The sequence below is a fragment of the Bacillus sp. ISL-57 genome, assembly GCF_018613135.1.
Lineage (GTDB): Bacteria > Bacillota > Bacilli > Bacillales > DSM-1321 > Peribacillus > Peribacillus frigoritolerans.
Map to the genome: position 1 here is coordinate 17,138 of NZ_JAGGQV010000022.1, position 17,899 is coordinate 35,036.

13 protein-coding genes are annotated in these 17,899 nt (G+C 39.1%); 9 read left to right on the plus strand and 4 right to left on the minus strand.

Translation table 11 applies throughout. The features are described 5' to 3' along the window. The first annotated feature begins 20 nt into the window (after nt 1–20). The 3 genes from J7I90_RS23415 to J7I90_RS23425 all read left to right on the plus strand — a co-directional run bounded on the left by J7I90_RS23415 (nt 21) and on the right by J7I90_RS23425 (nt 3,399). Nucleotides 21–1,448, plus strand: a complete 1,428-nt coding sequence (locus tag J7I90_RS23415) for an MDR family MFS transporter (protein ID WP_214773978.1) — start codon at nt 21–23, stop codon at nt 1,446–1,448. Between the two features lie 190 nt (nt 1,449–1,638). Beyond that, a complete protein-coding gene (locus J7I90_RS23420; RefSeq protein WP_214773979.1) occupies nt 1,639–2,697 on the plus strand; it encodes an alkene reductase in 1,059 nt (352 codons plus the stop codon). 180 nt (nt 2,698–2,877) lie between these two features. Next, nucleotides 2,878–3,399: a P-loop NTPase family protein gene (locus J7I90_RS23425; protein WP_214774002.1), complete on the plus strand. Its 522-nt coding sequence runs from the start codon at nt 2,878–2,880 to the stop codon at nt 3,397–3,399. A 193-nt stretch (nt 3,400–3,592) separates the two neighbouring features. On the opposite strand, the gene J7I90_RS23430 is transcribed toward J7I90_RS23425, so the two are convergent. From J7I90_RS23430 to J7I90_RS23440, 3 genes are all read right to left on the minus strand, one after another. Further along, complete coding sequence (locus J7I90_RS23430) at nt 3,593–4,999, minus strand: M20 family metallopeptidase (RefSeq protein WP_214773980.1); 1,407 nt, start codon at nt 4,997–4,999, stop codon at nt 3,593–3,595. A 36-nt stretch (nt 5,000–5,035) separates the two neighbouring features. Continuing rightward, nucleotides 5,036–6,295 (minus strand): amidohydrolase, encoded by a 1,260-nt coding sequence (locus J7I90_RS23435; protein ID WP_214773981.1) that lies wholly within the window; start codon nt 6,293–6,295, stop codon nt 5,036–5,038. Nucleotides 6,296–6,415: 120 nt separating this feature from the next. After that, nucleotides 6,416–7,960: an AbgT family transporter gene (locus J7I90_RS23440; protein ID WP_214773982.1), complete on the minus strand. Its 1,545-nt coding sequence runs from the start codon at nt 7,958–7,960 to the stop codon at nt 6,416–6,418. Nucleotides 7,961–8,420: 460 nt separating this feature from the next. Here J7I90_RS23440 and J7I90_RS23445 point away from each other — a divergent pair, with 460 nt between their 5' ends. The 5 genes from J7I90_RS23445 to J7I90_RS23465 all read left to right on the plus strand — a co-directional run bounded on the left by J7I90_RS23445 (nt 8,421) and on the right by J7I90_RS23465 (nt 14,968). After that, on the plus strand, nt 8,421–9,725 hold the full coding sequence (locus J7I90_RS23445; protein WP_214773983.1) for a helix-turn-helix domain-containing protein: 1,305 nt from the start codon (nt 8,421–8,423) through the stop codon (nt 9,723–9,725). Between the two features lie 871 nt (nt 9,726–10,596). After that, complete coding sequence (locus tag J7I90_RS23450) at nt 10,597–11,895, plus strand: hypothetical protein (protein WP_214774003.1); 1,299 nt, start codon at nt 10,597–10,599, stop codon at nt 11,893–11,895. A gap of 176 nt (nt 11,896–12,071) precedes the next feature. Continuing rightward, nucleotides 12,072–13,256 (plus strand): amidohydrolase, encoded by a 1,185-nt coding sequence (locus J7I90_RS23455; RefSeq protein ID WP_214773984.1) that lies wholly within the window; start codon nt 12,072–12,074, stop codon nt 13,254–13,256. 15 nt (nt 13,257–13,271) lie between these two features. Continuing rightward, nucleotides 13,272–13,472: a DUF3311 domain-containing protein gene (locus J7I90_RS23460; protein WP_214773985.1), complete on the plus strand. Its 201-nt coding sequence runs from the start codon at nt 13,272–13,274 to the stop codon at nt 13,470–13,472. Beyond that, entirely contained in the window at nt 13,469–14,968 is a 1,500-nt protein-coding gene (locus J7I90_RS23465; RefSeq protein WP_214773986.1) for a sodium:solute symporter family protein, read from the plus strand. Before J7I90_RS23460 ends, J7I90_RS23465 begins: the two co-directional genes overlap by 4 nt. Before the next feature lie 285 nt (nt 14,969–15,253). Here J7I90_RS23465 and J7I90_RS27880 read toward each other — a convergent pair whose 3' ends face one another. Further along, the gene (locus J7I90_RS27880) at nt 15,254–15,382 is read right to left on the minus strand and encodes a hypothetical protein (protein WP_258832991.1); all 129 of its coding nucleotides are present in this window, start codon (nt 15,380–15,382) and stop codon (nt 15,254–15,256) included. A 1,406-nt stretch (nt 15,383–16,788) separates the two neighbouring features. On the opposite strand from J7I90_RS27880, the gene J7I90_RS23470 reads away from it, so the two are divergent. Continuing rightward, the gene (locus J7I90_RS23470) at nt 16,789–17,817 is read left to right on the plus strand and encodes a hypothetical protein (RefSeq protein ID WP_214773987.1); all 1,029 of its coding nucleotides are present in this window, start codon (nt 16,789–16,791) and stop codon (nt 17,815–17,817) included. Nucleotides 17,818–17,899 lie beyond the last annotated feature (82 nt).

Sequence of the window (17,899 nt, forward strand, 5' to 3'; positions counted from 1 at the left end):
GTAATTGGAGGAATTATTTTATGTCAGCAGATGCAACACAGCAACAAAATCCAGTCATTAGGACGACCCCTATATTAATTGCATTTTTAATTGCAGGGTTCATCGGGTTATTCAGCGAGACGGCATTAAACATGGCGCTGGGGGATTTAATTCAAGAATTCAATGTCAGTCCTTCAACCGTGCAATGGCTAACAACGGGTTACCTATTGACATTGGGAATATTGGTTCCCGTTTCGGGACTCTTGATTCAGTGGTTCAATACTCGTCAATTATTCATTGCCTCAATGGTGTTCTCCATCATTGGGACGCTCATTGCAGCAATTGCACCCGGGTTCGGCATCTTGATGCTAGCCCGTGTCATCCAGGCAATCGGAACGGGTCTTTTATTGCCCCTCATGTTCAATACCATTTTATTGATTTTCCCTATTCATAAAAGGGGAGCGACGATGGGATTGATGGGGCTGGTGATCATGTTTGCCCCAGCCATCGGACCGACAGTTTCCGGGTTGATTATTGAAAATCTAAAATGGAATTACATTTTCTGGGTGTCTTTGCCGTTCTTTGTGATCGCTTTACTATTCGGTCTCAAGTATATGCAAAACGTTTCAATAATCACCAAACCTAAAATCGATGGACCTTCCATTATTTTATCGACCATTGGTTTTGGGGGAATTGTTTATGGATTTAGTATTGTCGGAGAGCAAGGATGGAGCAATGCAATCGTTTTATCCTCGATCATTGTTGGACTTATAGCGTTATTCCTGTTTGCTGTGAGGCAATTCAATATGGATAAACCGATGATTGACTTGCGCGTTTTTAAATACCCGATGTTCACGTTAGGGTTAATAACCGTCTTCATCACCTTCATGATCATCATGTCATCCATGATTCTCTTACCGTTATACCTGCAAACCGGGCTTGCATTAGCTGCGTTTTCTGCTGGGCTGGTACTATTACCGGGTGGAGTGCTTAATGGTATCATGTCTCCGGTTACGGGGCGCATTTTTGATAAGTTCGGTCCAAGAGGGTTAGTGGTTCCAGGCTTCATTATCATGATTGTCATGTTATGGACCTTGACGAACGTAACGACTGAAACGACGATCATAATGGTAATCGTCATGCATTCCCTCCTTATGGTTGGTGTTTCAATGGTCATGATGCCGGCCCAGACAAATGGCCTGAATCAACTGCCGAAAAAACTTTATCCGGATGGAACGGCTCTAATGAATACATTGCAACAAGTATCAGGGGCCATCGGTACAACCGTTGCCATTACAATCATGTCAGCATCCCAAAAAAATTATATGGCAAATGCAGAAGATCCGTTCGATCCATCTGCCATTAGCGGTTCATTGACTGCAGGCGTTCAAGATGCCTTTATTTTCGGCCTTGTCCTCGCAATCATTGGTTTGATCGTATCGTTTTTTATCAAAACAGCACGAGACTAATAAGATAAATTAGCCAGCAGGGAATGGAGTTTCTCTGTCTGGCTTTTTTACTGGTCTTTATTACCATATTTCATCAAAAGCGATAAAACCAGAGTGAATTATTTGAAAATTAACCACTTATCGGATAATCTTACACAATGAAAGTTACTAAAATTCAGCCCAGGTAAAGCGGTTAACAGGAGGAACTCAAATGAAAACAATTAAAACCAAAATGTTTGAACCTGTAACAATAGGTGCATGGAACTTAAAAACAAGAACGGCAATGGCTCCTATGACAAGGGCGTTTGCCGATAACGAAACGGGTGTTGTGAATGACCTGACCGTAGAATATTACCGAAAACGGGCACAAGATGGAATCGGGCTCATCATTACTGAAGGTGTAGTGATTTCACCAAGAGCAAAGGGCAATCCTGGAGTTCCCGGAATATATACTCAAGAGCAAATCGACGGGTGGAAAAAAGTAACGGAAGCAGTGCACGCAGAAGGCGGAAAGATTATTGCGCAAATCTGGCATGTGGGCCGTGCAAGCCACCATGAAATTGCAGGAGGACTTCCTCCGCAGGCTCCGTCACCTATCGCTGCAGAAGGTAAGGTTTCACGATTCGGCAAACCTTTTGGCATTCCTGAAGAAATGACAGAGACGGATATTGCTGAAGTTGTGAACCAATATAAACAAGCTGCAAAGAATGCTATGGATGCTGGCTTTGACGGCGTAGAAATTCATGGTGCACACGGATACTTAATTGACCAGTTCAATTCTGACACTTCCAATAAAAGGACCGATCGGTACGGTGGTGATTTAAAACAGCGTCTGACATTTATGAAGGAAGTGCTAAAAGCAGTTATTGATGCGGTTGGAGCGGAACGTACCCTTATTCGTTTCTCGGCTTTGAAAATTGACCAGCCGTCTTATATGTGGGAAGACCCTGAAAAAGCGATCCAAACATTTATTGAAGCGTTCAATGAAACCGGAGTCAAAATGATTCACCCATCCACGATGGAATTTACCAAACCGATTGCAAGAGGATTGACCATGCATGAATTGGTTCGCAGCCACTGGGATGGAATCATAATCGGTGTGGGCGGGCTTGATCCTGAAACAGCGGAAGCAGCACTGGAAAAAGGCATCATTGACGTTGCGGCGATTGGCCGTCCGCTTATAGCCAACCCGGATTATCTGGCACGAATTAAGAAAGATGAAAAACTTGTTGATTACGAGGCAAAGAAACATTTAGGGCAACTGATTTAATAGCGATAAGATATAGGGCAGGCTTGTCCATGACAGGACAATGCAGTACCCATCCGTCCGTTTCTATGACTGATGCGATTCTTCTTCAAGAAGGGTCGCCTTTTCTTATTGAAGAAAAATGGAAGAGGAATGAAGTTAACTGGTTATTTCAAAAAATATAGTGGGGAAGCTGGTATATCGATGGAACGTATCATGGTTATCGGAGTGTCCGCGGGTGTCGGAAAATCTACTTTTGCAAGAAGGCTTGGAGATCATTTGAATATCGAAGTGCATCATTTGGATACATTCTACTGGAAACCTGGCTGGGTGGAGGCTCCTTTAGAGGAGTTTATTTCTGCTCAGAAAAAGGTATTGAGTCATGACAAGTGGATCATGGAAGGCAATTATAGTCATTCTTTTAGCCTCCGTTCGGAGCTAGCCGATACGATTATTTATTTAGAACTTCCTCTCGGCATTTGCCTTTACCGTGTGATAAAACGCTGGTTGTCTAATCTAGGTAAAACAAGGCCTGATATGGCTAAAGGCTGTAATGAAAAACTAGACTGGCAGTTTATTAAATTTATCATATCCACTTACTTTCCTCGCAAGAAAGAAATGAAAATCAAATTGGCAGATCTTCAAAAGAGTGACCCTGAAAAGCTAATAGTTATATTAAAAAGCAAGCACGATATTGAAGGATATCTGTTGAATATGAAGGGATAAGCTTCTTACCATTAATTTTTATGACACATAGGGATTTTGGAAACTGGGCCTTTCCTGCTCTTAACAACGAGCTAATTAGCAAAAAGGGAAAGGGATCTTCCACTCGAAGATCCCTGAGACTTTAGCCAAATTCGTAGAAGTCGAGTTTGGCTGCGAACAATTTACGATTACAACAACCCACTAATCTAGTCTATCATCTTTTAACTAAAGGCTTTACATCTTGCGGAATAGGGGAGATATAGCTTTTTCCTTGTAATCGTTCTTTTAGTTCTGTTTTTGCCTTTTCAATTAATTCCGGATTTTGAAGTACTTCTACTGCAGTTGCCGCAATAACCTTGCCAGCATGAAGCATTCCTTTATGGGCAATGGATGTTGATCCCAGTGTAACCCACTGCCAGCTATGCAAAGGTGACCCAAGAACAAAACAAGCCGTTGTGCATTGGGCAGTAGGAACGATCCAGCTAACATCTCCTACATCTGATGAACCTGTTAATGGCGCTTGGAGGCCCTCAATGGGTTCTAACCAATTTGCCAGTGCATCATCTTGATTATCTTTAAATGGATTGATTGTACTGTTCCTTTCTTGTTCGGTTAAGGTGGCGCGGATTTCTTTGGCAAGCTGTTTTTCATCATCATCGTGTTGTGGAATGCCTAATTCTTGAAAATTCTTATACATGACGGAATCTAACACAGTGTTTTTGATAACATTGGAACAGGCTTTGTCAAAAACGATTTCCAATTCAGTTCCTGTCATCAGGGCAGCGCCTTTAGCAATATTACAAACTCTTAAGTAAATATCTTGAACTTGTGAAACTTCTGGAGCTCGTAATAAATAAAGAACTTCAGCATCTTGTTGGACAACATTAGGAGATAATCCACCTGAATTCGTTATTGCATAATGGACCCTTGCTTCCTGGATAATATGCTCTCTTAAATAGTTCACGCCAACATTCATAAGTTCTACGGCATCTAAAGCACTCCGTCCCAAATGTGGTGATGCTGCTGCATGGGAGCTTTTGCCTTTAAACTTATAATACACTTGGAAATTGGAAAGTGAATCCATCGACATGACGCCGTTAACATCCAGTGGATGCCAACAAAATGCAAAATCAACGTCATCGAACAAACCTTCTCTGACCATGAAGGTTTTGCCTGATCCGCCTTCTTCTCCAGGACATCCATAATAACGAACTGTCCCATTTATATGATTCTCTTCCATATAATCCTTCACTGCAACAGCTGCAGCTAAAGATCCCGTACCTAGTAAATTGTGACCGCAGCCATGGCCATTTTCACCTTGTACTAGTGGCTCCTGTTTAGCCGTAGCCGCTTTTTGACTCATACCTGACAATGCATCGAACTCTCCCATGATTGCCACAACAGGTTTACCGGTTCCAAAGCTGCCAATGAATGCCGTTTCTATGTTTCCAACACCTTTTTCAACAGAAAATCCTTCGCTTTCTAATGTTTTGCATAGCAATTCAGCAGATTGATATTCTTTAAAACGTGTTTCTGCAAAATTCCATATACAGTCACTGACTTCAATGAATTTTTCTTTTTTTTGTTCAATGATTTCCGATAGTCTATTTACATATGTCATTTTTCACTCTTTCCTTTCAATATATATACTGAAAAATCATTTTAAAAGACGTCTAGCAATAAGATTCAAAAGTTCTACACTCCTTGGTAAAACCTCTTCTTGAATATCAAATTTAGGGTGGTGATGTGGTGCAGGAATATCAGTCCCAATAATCATATATGTCCCTTTCCCGCCATTATCCTGTACTCTTCGAATCATGAAACTTGCATCTTCGCTTCCAGCGGAACCGGATTTCCTGCATGCTTCGATTGTTGAAAAACCATCTACATTCCTGGCTTCTTCCATGGCCAGTTCGACAAGTTCTTGATCACAGCGAATCGTAATTGCTTGTCCTATAATTTCAATTTCATGTTCAAGCTCATGCATACCTGCACTATGAGCCACGATATTTCGAACACGTTTCTCCATTTCGGCATTTGCTTCTTCGGTTACAGATCGGGTTTCAATGATCATTTTTGCATGCGCTGGAATAATATTAGCGGCTGTTCCTCCATTAAGAACACCTACGTTCACACGGGTCGAGCCTGAACTGAATCTAGGAATGGCATGAATATTTAATAATGCGGTGGCTGCTCCCAATAATGCATTTTTACCTTTTTCAGGAGAAGCACCTGCATGAGAAGATACCCCATGAAAATGTGCAGCCATTTTCGTACTTGCTAAAAATCCGGAAGACCCACCGTGAAATTCTCCTAGAGGGACATCTGTGCCAAGGTGCAGACAATATATATGATCCACATCATCCAAAATTCCTTTTTGTACAATTGAATAGGCACCGCGTACTCCCTCTTCAGCAGGTTGAAAAATAAGCTTTACCGTTCCTGAAAAATTCCCATCCGCTAATTTTTCAGCAAGTCCTAAGCCAATGGCTGTATGGCCATCGTGTGCACAGGCATGCATATTCCCTTCATATTTTGAACGAAAACCGTTTATTTGCGGGAAGTGGTCAGAATCAGTACTTTCCGTAACAGGCAATGCATCCATATCAAAGCGGAAAGCAACGGTTGGGCCAGCCATTTTTCCTTTTAATACACCAATGACGGCAGTATATCCACCCTCCATTTCTTGGAGGATCTTTGGATTGGCACCATCTTGTAATGCTCTATTAAATGTTTCCTCTAATACTTCGATAGGGGGGACTCCACGGCGAGAATCACCATCTAAAGCGTCTTTTCCAAATATCACGTTATATTTCAGGGATGTTAATGCTTCCACTACCTTTGAAGCAGTACGAAATTCCGTAAAGCCAACTTCCGGGTGTTGATGAAGATCACGTCTTAAAGAAATAATATCCAATTCGTTTCACTCCTAATTTTATTTGATGATAATTCGTATCATACGATTTAGTGTCTATATCAAGCGGCCCAGCCCCTCAAGTCGCTTAAGGGACATACGGGGCGCTTGGGACTTTTCAAATTACGGTAAATTCGGATATACTCCGGGACCAATTGGGAGGCCAAGGAAATACCAAACCACAACCAATAATGTCCAAATGATAAAGATGATAATCGGATAAGGCAAAATAAGAGAATAATAAGTTCCTAGTTTTGCATCTTTTCGATACTCTTGTAAGAAACTTAAGAATAGTGGGACAAATGGAGATACAGGTGCCAATGGCAGTACAGATGAATCTGCTACCCTGAACAACATTTGGGCGAAGGCAGGATGATAGCCTAATACCATGAACATTGGGACAAAAACGGGTGCCAATATAGACCATATTGCCGATCCGCTGGCAATGAACATGGAAAGAAGTCCAGATAAGAACATTAGCCCTATTAAAACAGGTGCACCTTCTATGTTTAGCTGTTCCAACAGATCTGTGATGGATAAAGCCAAAAACTTACCCATATTACTCCAGTTAAAGCAAGCGACAAACTGGGAAAGCGGGAAAACCATAATAATGAATCCGGCCATGCCTTTAATTGGGTCTACCAATAATTCCGGAATGTCATTTTGTTTCTTGATTGCTCCCACCTTAACTCCATAAGTAATGGAAACTGTAAAAAAGAAGAGTAAGATGATTGAGACAATTCCGGACATGAATGGAGAAGGGAGGATGGCTCCGGTATCTGGATTTCGTAATAGAGCTCCTTCTGGAACGACTAGAATGGCCATAACAGCTATAAAAATCACTGCTGAAATACCTGTAGCCAGGAGTGCTTTGTTTTGTTGCTTCGTTAATTGCTCCAATTTTTTATGCTTACCGCCACCTTCATACTTTCCTAAACGCGGCTCAACAAACTTATCTGTAATCAAGGATATAACTACCGTGAGTACGAGAACGGAAGTCGCCATAAAGAACCAGTTATCCGTAACATTAACGGTCAAATTTGCATTCATGCCTTTCGCTACTTCCGAACTGATTCCTGAAAGCAAGACATCCGTTGTGACGATTAATAAGTTGGCAGTGAAACCTGAACCAACCCCAGCAATGGCAGCGAGCAACCCTGCAACAGGGTTCCGTCCCACAGCCAGGAAAATCAAAGCTCCAAGGGGAGGCATGATGACAAGCGCAGCATCAGAAGAAACATGACTGAAGAAGGCAACAAATACAACTAAATAACTTGCGTATTTCCCTGAGACTTTTAACGACATTTTCCGAATCAAAACTTCTAACAATCCGACCTTTTCAGCGAGTCCCACTCCCAGCATTAAGGCTAAAATAGATCCCAATGGTAAAAACCCTGAAAAGTTTTTAATCATATTCGGCAAAATCCATTGGATGCCTTCACGGCTTAAAAGGTTTTGAACTTCCACTTTCTCTCCACTAATGGGGTCCGATGCCGAAACATGGAAAACGGATAAGAGAGCGGTTACAACAAATAAAAAGGCAATCATATAAATAAATAAGATAAAGGGGTGGGGGATTTTGTTGCCTATTCGCTCTACTCTATTGAAAAAACCACCCGTTTTCTGATTTTGAAGATTAGTTGTATCTTTGATTACTTTTTGTTCCATTACATTCTCCTCCTAAACCTTCTTCCATTTGTAGTTGCGTTTTGCAGCATTCCATTAATAAACTTTTCTCTAAGCATGCCCTAAACTCAAATTAGCGTCTTTCATCCTTTACATCCTCTTCGAAATATACCGATTCTTATTTAACGAATATTTAACGCTATTTTCGTTAAATGTATTATATAATTAAGAATAATCTATTTCAATAAAATTTTCTGAATAAAGGGAAAATATTTTCTGGTAATTGTTGTGAAGTAAGCAATGGAATGCGAAATCATTGAATGTTTAAATCCTGCCATTCTTCAACTTACGAAAGATAAGTAAACCATATTAAGCAGCACCGTTTATTCATGACAAACGGTGCTTTACTTGCTTGTATATTTGGATATCATTTTTATTCCCTGTTAGGGTGGGTTATTTTGATATAATAAAACGAATAGTATGATGTAGGGGTGAAAAAAACTTGTATAAAATTGGGGTTGTAGGTCCACTTTCATCTATAGAGAAAATTCGGGATGTTACGAATGAATTTGAACATGAAATTGATTTTATTGATTTTCCATATGAAGATGCACGTGAGGTTACTGACATCATAAAAAATAACCAAAGTGCAGTAAATGGTTGGTTTTTCTCTGGACCGGTACCTTATAGAATAGCAAAAGGAATGTTGGATTCAGAAGCCAATATTGCATATTGTCCTCCTGTAGGATCTAGTTTATATCGATGTTTATTACAAATGTCAGCAGATCAAAAACATTTTTTCGATAAATTATCCATCGATATGATTCGATTGGAAGACTTTTTTTTGCATGAGTCGCTGCAAGAGCTGGGGATTTCCACCGAACATATTTATATAAAAACATTTGATGAACAATATGATTATCAAGAAATTGTACAATTTCATCTTCAGTTGTGGAGGGAAGGGGAGGTACATGGGGTCCTTACCGTTTTACAATCTGTTTATGAGGCCTTGAAGAAGGAAAGTGTACCTGTCTACAAAATTAATATGACCAAAATGGAAATTCGGCAAGCGGTCAAGATTTTAATTGAAAAAGCAAAAAGTACTTATTTCAAAGATAGCCAGATAGGTGTCGAAATCATTGAAATTGATCAGTTTGATCAATTTGTTGACGAGGTAAATATTCGTTACCATCTGCAGCATTTGGAGCTTAAGATTAAACAAACATTACTTACATTTTGCGAAAAATTAGATGGATCCCTCATCGAAAATGGAAACGGACGCTATCAAATATTTAGTTCACGAAAGGCCATTGAACGGGAAATTGGCAGCTTGCGAAGTACTGTTCAACAACTTGCCCTTGAGATGGATGTTTCTGTTGCAGTCGGCATTGGTTTTGGTGAAACGGCTGCATCGGCAGAAATCAATGCTCGCAAGGCGATTCGTCATTCAAAAAAGAAAGAAAGTTCTGGAATTGTTGTTATTCAGGAAGATGGTGTAATGATCGAATCCGTAGGTCAAGAAGAACAATTGGCATACACCTTCCGTTCTAATGATAAAGAACTGCTGGATAAATTGAATCAGGCTAACATTAGTGTAAAAACGTATAAAAAGATAGAAGCATTGATTGATCGCATGGGCTGGGACGGCTTCACTTCCTCGGACTTAGCATCCCATTTATCCATGACCGTTCGAAATGCCCAGAGAATCATGAGTGGTTTGAGTGAAAGCGGTTTAGTGGAGTACAAAGGAGAAGAACTTCAATCACCTCGGGGAAGACCTCGTAAAATTTATATGTTAAAAAAGTAATACCTCGACGTTCTTCGTATTCACGTAAATGAAATTCGGTTTCCGGTGAGATTATTGTGCCAATATCCCAATTAGAACATAAAGCAAAGGAACCCATTTATTTAATTCCTCCTTAAAACAAATAAGGAGATGTTTTATTGTCAAATTGTGACCAGTGATAAGTATGGCTGGATCGGGTCATTCGTAGAGGATTCCAGAAATGAGAAGCTGTCATTGAGGCAGCTTTTTTATTGTTATGGGCGGACATTATAATCGTACCTAGGAGGAGATGTTCCGAAAAAAAGTTGTTAACAAAATAATATACTTAAGGAGATGATGTGACTGGAAGGCGGCCCTATCCCTTTTTGTTTTGCATTAATATTAGGGGTTTATATAGCTCTCCCTAGCCTAAAAATATATGCTATTTAATGAGTTTGAATGGGCACCCCAGAGAAGCGTCTATAAAATAAAGCAACAATATTACTTCAAAACACCTATTTTAAAAAACATAATTAAACTATTAAATAACTTTTATATCCTACTTTGAGTACATAGAGTAGTGAATCATTAACTATATTTATCCGTGCAGTGATTATAGATGAATAACGTATACAACGTATTTTTCCTTCATGTTGCATGATAAAATGATACATACGAGAAAAAATTTGGCGTGGGTATGAATAAAACTATATATTATAGCATTGGCTACCACATTTTTCTTTTGGCTGCTGATATGATCAAGAGGTAACTAAAAAAAACAAGGCTCATACAAATTGAACAATAGTTAGACAGCAGAAGAATTAGGAATACGATATCATGACTTGGATTAAACCAGGATATTCTACAAATAACAATGAATCTATTACAGATGGTAAAGGAAGTCGATTACTGGATGTATAAAATCGGACTTGTCGGTCTAAAAACTTCTATAGAACAAATTTTAGCCGCGGCAGAAGAATATAAACATGAGTTGGAATTCATCTCTTTGCCCTATGTAAGGACCGAAGAGGTAGAGAATATTGTAAAGGAACATGATTCACATGTACATGCATGGCTTTTTTCTGGTCCGCTTCCCTATGAAATTGCGGGAAAAACACTACGTACAGATAAAATAATGGTCCATGTCCCAGCTACGGAATCTGGTTTTTATAAATCCTTTTTAGAGATGATCTATGAACAAGGAAAAATCATTGAGCATCTAAGTATCGATACCATGTCTTCAAATAATATTAGCGAAGAAGCTTTATCACAGTTGAATATAAAAACCCAAAAGATATATACGAAAGTGTTTGAGACAGATGTTGATACGGATGAATTGGTACATTTTCATTTGGACTTATGGAATACGGGAAAGACAGAAGGCGCTTTTTCTTGTTTTCCGTCCGTGTGTGAAGCTTTAAGGGAATTGGGCATTCCAGCCTACCGTATGTCGATGAGTAAGATGGAAGTGAGGCAAACTCTTCGAATTCTTTCAGAAAAAGTAAAGGCATCCTACTTTAAGGATACACAAATAGGAGTCGAAATCATTGAAGTTGAATATTTTAATAAAGTGGCAGAGGAAATGAAAACTCCATATCATTTACAGTACTTGGAGCTTCGGCTAAAAGAAATGTTGATTCAACTTGGTGAAAAAATAAATGGTTCCTTTTCAGAGAAAGGGAATGGAAGGTACATGATTTTCAGTTCTCGCGGCGCAATTGAACGAGAAATCATTACGCTCGAAGAAACGATTGAAAAATTGGCTTTTGAAGCAGATACAACCGTTGCAGTTGGAATTGGCTTCGGCGAGACTGCCTATTCGGCGGAAATCAATGCTTTTCGTGCCATTCAACGTTCAAAAGAGATGAAGAAGCGAGAAATTGTGATTATTCAAGATGATGGCAAAATAATCGAATCACCAGGCAAAAAGAAAGAACTGCAATATGATACCCGTACCCATAATAAACCCCTTATAGAAAAGTTGAAAAACGGAAATATCAGTGTTAAGACGTATAAGAAGATATCTGCGCTTGTTCAAAGAATGGGCTGGAGTGATTTTACTACAAAGGACTTAGCGACGCATCTAGAAATGACAGAGCGCAATGTACGGCGAATCGTTGCGGATATGTGCGAAGTTGATTTGGCACAATGCGTTGGTGAAGAGGCTAATGCCACCCGAGGAAGGCCGAGTAAGATTTATCAATTATTATGAATTACAGGCACCCATAATTTGGGTGCTTTTTTAGTGTGGAAAAAAAGTTTTTGAATTTTCGAAAAATATTGTAATGAAGACTGTATGAGATTATACTCTATTTAAGGAATTTTTTCCTTAAACTAACCTAAATTAAGGGTTGCTGTGTAAAATCAAACGAAAAGGGGTTGTAGCGTATGTCTCAAACCATAATGATTCATGATTTGATCGAGGCTGTTAAAGATGAAGTGATTGCTTGGAGAAGATATTTACATAAGTATCCGGAGCTGTCTTTTCAGGAGGAAAAAACAGCACAATTTGTTTATGAAAAGCTGCAAACTTTTGGTGAATTGGAAATTTCACGTCCGACAAAAACGAGTATAATGGCTCGTTTGATCGGTCAGCAGCCTGGGAAGGTCATTGCACTTCGGGCAGATATGGATGCGCTTCCAATTGAAGAAGAAAATGATTTTGACTTTGTGTCACGGAATTCAGGAGTCATGCATGCTTGCGGGCATGATGGGCATACGGCGATGCTGCTCGGAACAGCAAAAATCTTCACACAGATAAAGGAGCAAATTAAAGGGGAGGTGCGCTTTTTATTTCAACATGCTGAGGAACTGCCGCCAGGTGGAGCTCAAGAAATGGTGAAAGCGGGTGTGCTTGATGGAGTGGATATGATCGTTGGTTCCCATCTCTTGTCGAATCTTCCTTTAGGGAAAATTGGTTTGGGCTACGGTCCGATAATGGCTGGGGCCGATACTTTTAACATCACCTTGGTGGGTAAAGGGGGGCACGCCTCACAACCTGAACTTACCGTCGATCCAATTGCAATTGGAACACAGGTGGTATCGAATCTCCAGCACATTGTTTCGCGGTATCGTGATGCCCAGGAAGCCCTTGTGATTTCAGTGACCCAGTTCCATGGGGGCAGTGCGATTAATGTTATTCCAAGTAAGGTAAGCATTGGTGGATCAGTTAGAAGCTTTAATCCACAACTGCAGGTAGAAATCCCGAATTTTATCGAACGGATAGTAAAAGGGATTACGGAAGCACATGGAGCTACATATGAATTCGATTATCAGTTTGGTTATGCTCCTACCATTAATGATGAGGAAGTTACCCGATTGATGGACGAAACGGTTTGTGAAGTATTTGGTGAAGGAAGTCGAGAGATTTTAAAGCCAATTATGGGAAGTGAAGACTTCTCTGCTTTTCAAGAAGTAGTTCCAGGAACTTATATTGGAATAGGGGCTCGCAATGAAGAAAAAGGGATTATATATCCTCACCATCATCCTAAATTCACTTTCGATGAACAGGCTTTACAAAATGGGGTGAAATTATATGTTCATGGGACTTTAAAAATGTTAAATCTAACATAATAGGAGGCTAAGAGAATGAAAAAAATATATTGGCTCGGAATTATCCCGTTTCTTGGTTTTATCGTAGGCGCCTTGTTTACAAATAAAGTGACTCCCTATGTTCTGGGTATGCCATTTTTTCATTTTTGGATTGTACTCTGGTCTGTGCTGACCACAGGTATAATGGGGATTATTTATCTCCTGGATCCTGCTAATAAGAAGGGAGATTCAAGATGAATATTGCCGTTCTTTTCATCCTGTTTTTTTTCGTCATTTCCGTTTTGATCGGTATCCAAGCTAAAAAAGGGAAAGAAATGAACTTGGAACAATGGTCGGTTGGAGGCCGCGGAATGGGAGCCCTTTTGATTTTCCTTTTATCCGCAGGTGAAATGTATACCACCTTTACCTTTTTAGGTGCAAGTGGCTCGGCTTATGGGGAAGGTGGTTCCATCTTTAGTATCGTCACATATGGCTGTCTGGCCACGGTCATCTCCTATTGGACATTTCCGGCAATCTGGAGGTATGCAAAGAAGCACCAATTAGTTTCCCAATCTGATTTTTTTGTGAAAAAATATCAAAGTCCATATCTTGGAGTACTTGTTGCGGTTATAGGTGTTATAGCTTGTACTTGCTACTTGGTCCTGCAATTGAAGGGATTAGGATATATTGTGTTTGCTACATCATATGGGGCAATCTCTTCTACAGCTGCCATTTGGGTCGGAGCAATTGGTGTTACCATTTTTGTAATGGTTTCCGGTATTCATGGATCAGCCAGGACAGCTATTTTGAAGGATATTCTGATTCTGGGCATCATCGTATTTCTAGGGGTGTATTTCCCTATGCATTATTATGGGGGGCTTCAGCCTATGTATGAGGCCATTGAACAGGCAAAGCCTAACTTTACCATACTCCCAGATCAAGGAATGAGCGTTTCGTGGTATATATCGACCGTTGTGTTAAGCTCTATTGGATTTTATATGTGGCCGCACGGGTTTTCTCCTATTTATGCTGCCTCTAGCGAGAAAGCCTTAAGAAAAAATGCAATCCTAATGCCATTGTACCAATTGATTTTATTGTTTGCCTTTTTTGTTGGATTTGCAGCGATCTTACAGATGCCTGAATTAAAAGGCGGCGATGCCGATCAAATCTTGCTGCAGCTTTCTAAACGGGAGTTTGATCCATGGTTTGTGGGCTTAATTGGTGGAACTGGAGTTTTAGCCGCTTTAGTGCCAAGTTCCATGCTATTGATGTCTATATCAACGTTGCTTTCGAAAAATATATATAGCGTATTCACTCCATCAGCAACGGAAAAACAGATTGCAAAACTGGTAAAATACATGGTTCCGCTTATTTCTCTTTTAGGAATATACTTGACCTTTCAGGGGGGAAATACCCTCTTTAGTCTCGCGTTAATCGCCTATAATTTCATCACACAACTTGCGCCTGCCTTTTTCGCCAGTTTGATGAGAAATAATTTTGTAACAAAACATGGAGCATTTGCCGGGATTATAACAGGAGGAGTGCTAGTTTCCATCATGGAACTGGGGAATATAAAAATTGGTCAACTGTTTCCCTATCTTCCTCAAGCAATAAAAGACCTGAATGTAGGTATTATCGCCCTATTTGTTAACATTGTTGTCTTAGTGGTGGTCAGTTTGATGACAAAAAACTTTACTTATACTCATCAAGATACTGACGATTTGGAGACATCAACACTAGAGCAGAAGATCTAATGCAAAAAGAATAAAATAGCTAACTCAACATGATTTCCCACATTCACATCCGGTTTAAATATGTAAAATGAATTCCTTTCAATTAAAACTTTCCTGAGGTCAGTTTTGCAGCACTCCATTTTCAGTTTGGAATGCTTGGGCTTTTTGGAATCAAAGTTGGTCCAGTGTACACAGGATAATTCAATGATCGCTAGAAGGGGACCTTTGAGAATTGTTCTTTTTAACAATGAAGAGTGCCTGCAATTGAAACGAACCGGTCTGAATATGACCGGTTCGTTTCATTAGTTACTCTGATTTAGAGCTCTGATCTTTATTTCTTTTATTTCCTTTGCTGTTGTCCCCACTAACAGGGGTTTGTCCGTGTAATTGCGGCGAATTTTGGTTACGGCTGCCTTTATTGAATTTTTTTGTCATGTCTCACATCTCCTTTCTTTTTTCAAATACAGTTTGTCCTTTTTTGGAGAACTTATGTTTCTCACTTGAAAGGTACAACTTTGTAATATTTTTCATTCACGGCTAGTGAGGTAGCTCAGTAGGGAGGATAGTAGAATAATCATTACCTATTGAAAAAAGCTCAGCCCTATGGGTTACAGAGGACTGAGTTAATGTCTTAAAACGCTTGTCGGGCATCCAGTTTATCAATCTGGAACCGTAGGGGATTTGCCATTTCGCCTTTGAGGGATCTTGCACAGACAAGGCGTACAAATTGGCTGCTATGACGGTTGAAAGTGCTAATTATGAAGATAAAATAATCGTAAGGGAATGTTCGAAAACTTGAGGATCTTTTAACATAGTTCATTCAAGAGGTTTTAATTACATATTTCTTACTTTATTTTTAAAAAGCTTGCGGTAGTAGTTTGTAGCTCTGAAAAAAAGAACAGTATATACAGATAACTGATTTCAAGGAAACATGTGGCATTCTTTTTTAAAGCATGCATGAGTGATCTTTCCTTTCTTATTGTAATTTCATCAATTATACTAATGGATTTATACAAAATCTTCCTCTTTGTTAGATTACCTGCCATTGTTTTTCTGAATGTACGATTTTATTGAAAAAGGATCGTTCACCATGGCCAACTGATGCCATGTATACGAAGGAGGGCTATTTTAAGTGGACAATATTTTCAATAATTATCTCAATAGAATATATTTCACGTGCTATTTTGTTAAGGGGTCAAGCTTTAACCTAAGGACGGATATGTACTTAGGTGATTACTTTTATCCACTCAAAATTACAGTCCATAAGTTCCTGTTCCATTTATGTTGATCAAACCAGGTAGAAAGTCGCAACGTTGCTTTTCTGTTCTCGGGTTTTAGGATCATTACTCGATCAGGTCAATAGAGGAATGCTGCTTACTCTTCATTACTCTACAATATTCAAAAAATGTAGAAAAATTCGATTCCCGGTTGATTTAGATGACCTGAATTAATGATATATATGCTAAGCATTTTCTTGTATTTCTCAAGATTTACCTGTTATCAACCAGGCAGTCCATCACCATAAATCAGGTTATAAAACACCGAAATCCTCCTGATCTCGTGTAACACTGCCATGCCAGGTGATCAGAAAATGACGAATCATGACATTGCCATATTAGAAATAAAAGCTCTAATGGAGTGGTAATGAGCAAGAAGTTTTATTTTTTTAAGATTCATTGAATTCTGAAAACTATTGTGTTAAAATTTGGTAGCACCAGCAATCATATACGTATTTACATATTAATAGGGCCCTATTATTCAGAAGATTGCTAGATTTTTTCACATCTAGACTTTAGTGATTTACTGCGTAAAATTAAAATCAATAGATTGGAGCTAAGTTAATGGGTGTAGATACTAATGCAAGTACGAAGAATAAATTAAAAGTTGATTATGTGTTTACAGATGCAGAGAATCAACTTCTTACAAATAAATTTTTGGAGTTAAAATGTAATCCTTATGAAGATTACACTTCCTTTCGTTCAGAAATCGAAAACATTGTCGAAAACGATGTTGAAATAAAAGATATTGTGGAAAAAATAAAAGCTGCCGGCAATAGGATTTGGAAGGAAGAACCTTACTTATACCTACAAAACTGCCCTATAGATAAAGATGTTCCTATTTTTGACCATGAATCACCAGTTCAATCAAAAAGAGAGCTTAAAAAAACATATGTTGGGGAAGGCTTTCTTCAATTCTATGCTCAAGTCATGGAAATGCCAGCTATTGGATATATAAATGTAAATGATGGCGATGTCTTTCAAGATATCTATCCTATGAAATCTTTATCAGAAACACAATCACAAAAAGCACTGGTGGCTTTAGGATTCCATAAAGATTTAGCAAATCATTTCGTTCGGCCTGATTTTGTGAACATGTTATCAATGAGGGCTTATGAAGGAAATCAAATCTTTACAACATTCGTCAAAAATATTGATTTAATTCAGAAACTAGATCCTTCTGATTTAAATTTGATGCGTCAAGAACTCTTCTATACACCTTTTGATGATTTATCGACATATGGTAATCGTACTGAACTAGGGCGTGCAAAAAACCACGCCATCCTATTGAATGAAGAAGAATTTGATATTGCATATTTTGAAAATCGGACAGTGGGTCTTACAGAAGAAGCCCAGGGAGTTGTAGATAAAATAAAAGTTTTACTACATGAATTAAAGGCTCCGCACCTACTAAAAGCGGGTGAATTCATTTCCTTGTCAAACAATCATTCTATTCATGGTAAGGATGTTGAAGAAATCACGGATGTGGAAAAGCAAAGGACTCGTTGGATAATGAAAACCGTTAATTTGTGGAGTTTAGAAGAACATAAAGAGCACTATGTAGAGGGTACGGATTGCATTGTAAACGGATAAATAATAATTCTGTCGGGAGTTAGCTCCCGACAGGTTTGTTTCCTCTAATAGCTTTGAATTTTATAATACATACTAAGTTGCC

Excerpts from the sequence above, each read along its gene's own strand:
- J7I90_RS23415 (WP_214773978.1), top strand. The coding sequence starts at position 21 with ATGTCAGCAGATGCAACACAGCAACAAAATCCAGTCATTAGGACGACC.
- J7I90_RS23420 (WP_214773979.1), top strand. The coding sequence starts at position 1,639 with ATGAAAACAATTAAAACCAAAATGTTTGAACCTGTAACAATAGGTGCA.
- J7I90_RS23425 (WP_214774002.1), top strand. The coding sequence starts at position 2,878 with ATGGAACGTATCATGGTTATCGGAGTGTCCGCGGGTGTCGGAAAATCT.
- J7I90_RS23430 (WP_214773980.1), bottom strand. The coding sequence starts at position 4,999 with ATGACATATGTAAATAGACTATCGGAAATCATTGAACAAAAAAAAGAA.
- J7I90_RS23440 (WP_214773982.1), bottom strand. The coding sequence starts at position 7,960 with ATGGAACAAAAAGTAATCAAAGATACAACTAATCTTCAAAATCAGAAA.
- J7I90_RS23450 (WP_214774003.1), top strand. The coding sequence starts at position 10,597 with ATGTATAAAATCGGACTTGTCGGTCTAAAAACTTCTATAGAACAAATT.
- J7I90_RS23455 (WP_214773984.1), top strand. The coding sequence starts at position 12,072 with ATGTCTCAAACCATAATGATTCATGATTTGATCGAGGCTGTTAAAGAT.
- J7I90_RS23460 (WP_214773985.1), top strand. The coding sequence starts at position 13,272 with ATGAAAAAAATATATTGGCTCGGAATTATCCCGTTTCTTGGTTTTATC.
- J7I90_RS23465 (WP_214773986.1), top strand. The coding sequence starts at position 13,469 with ATGAATATTGCCGTTCTTTTCATCCTGTTTTTTTTCGTCATTTCCGTT.
- J7I90_RS27880 (WP_258832991.1), bottom strand. The coding sequence starts at position 15,382 with ATGACAAAAAAATTCAATAAAGGCAGCCGTAACCAAAATTCGCCGCAA.
- J7I90_RS23470 (WP_214773987.1), top strand. The coding sequence starts at position 16,789 with ATGGGTGTAGATACTAATGCAAGTACGAAGAATAAATTAAAAGTTGAT.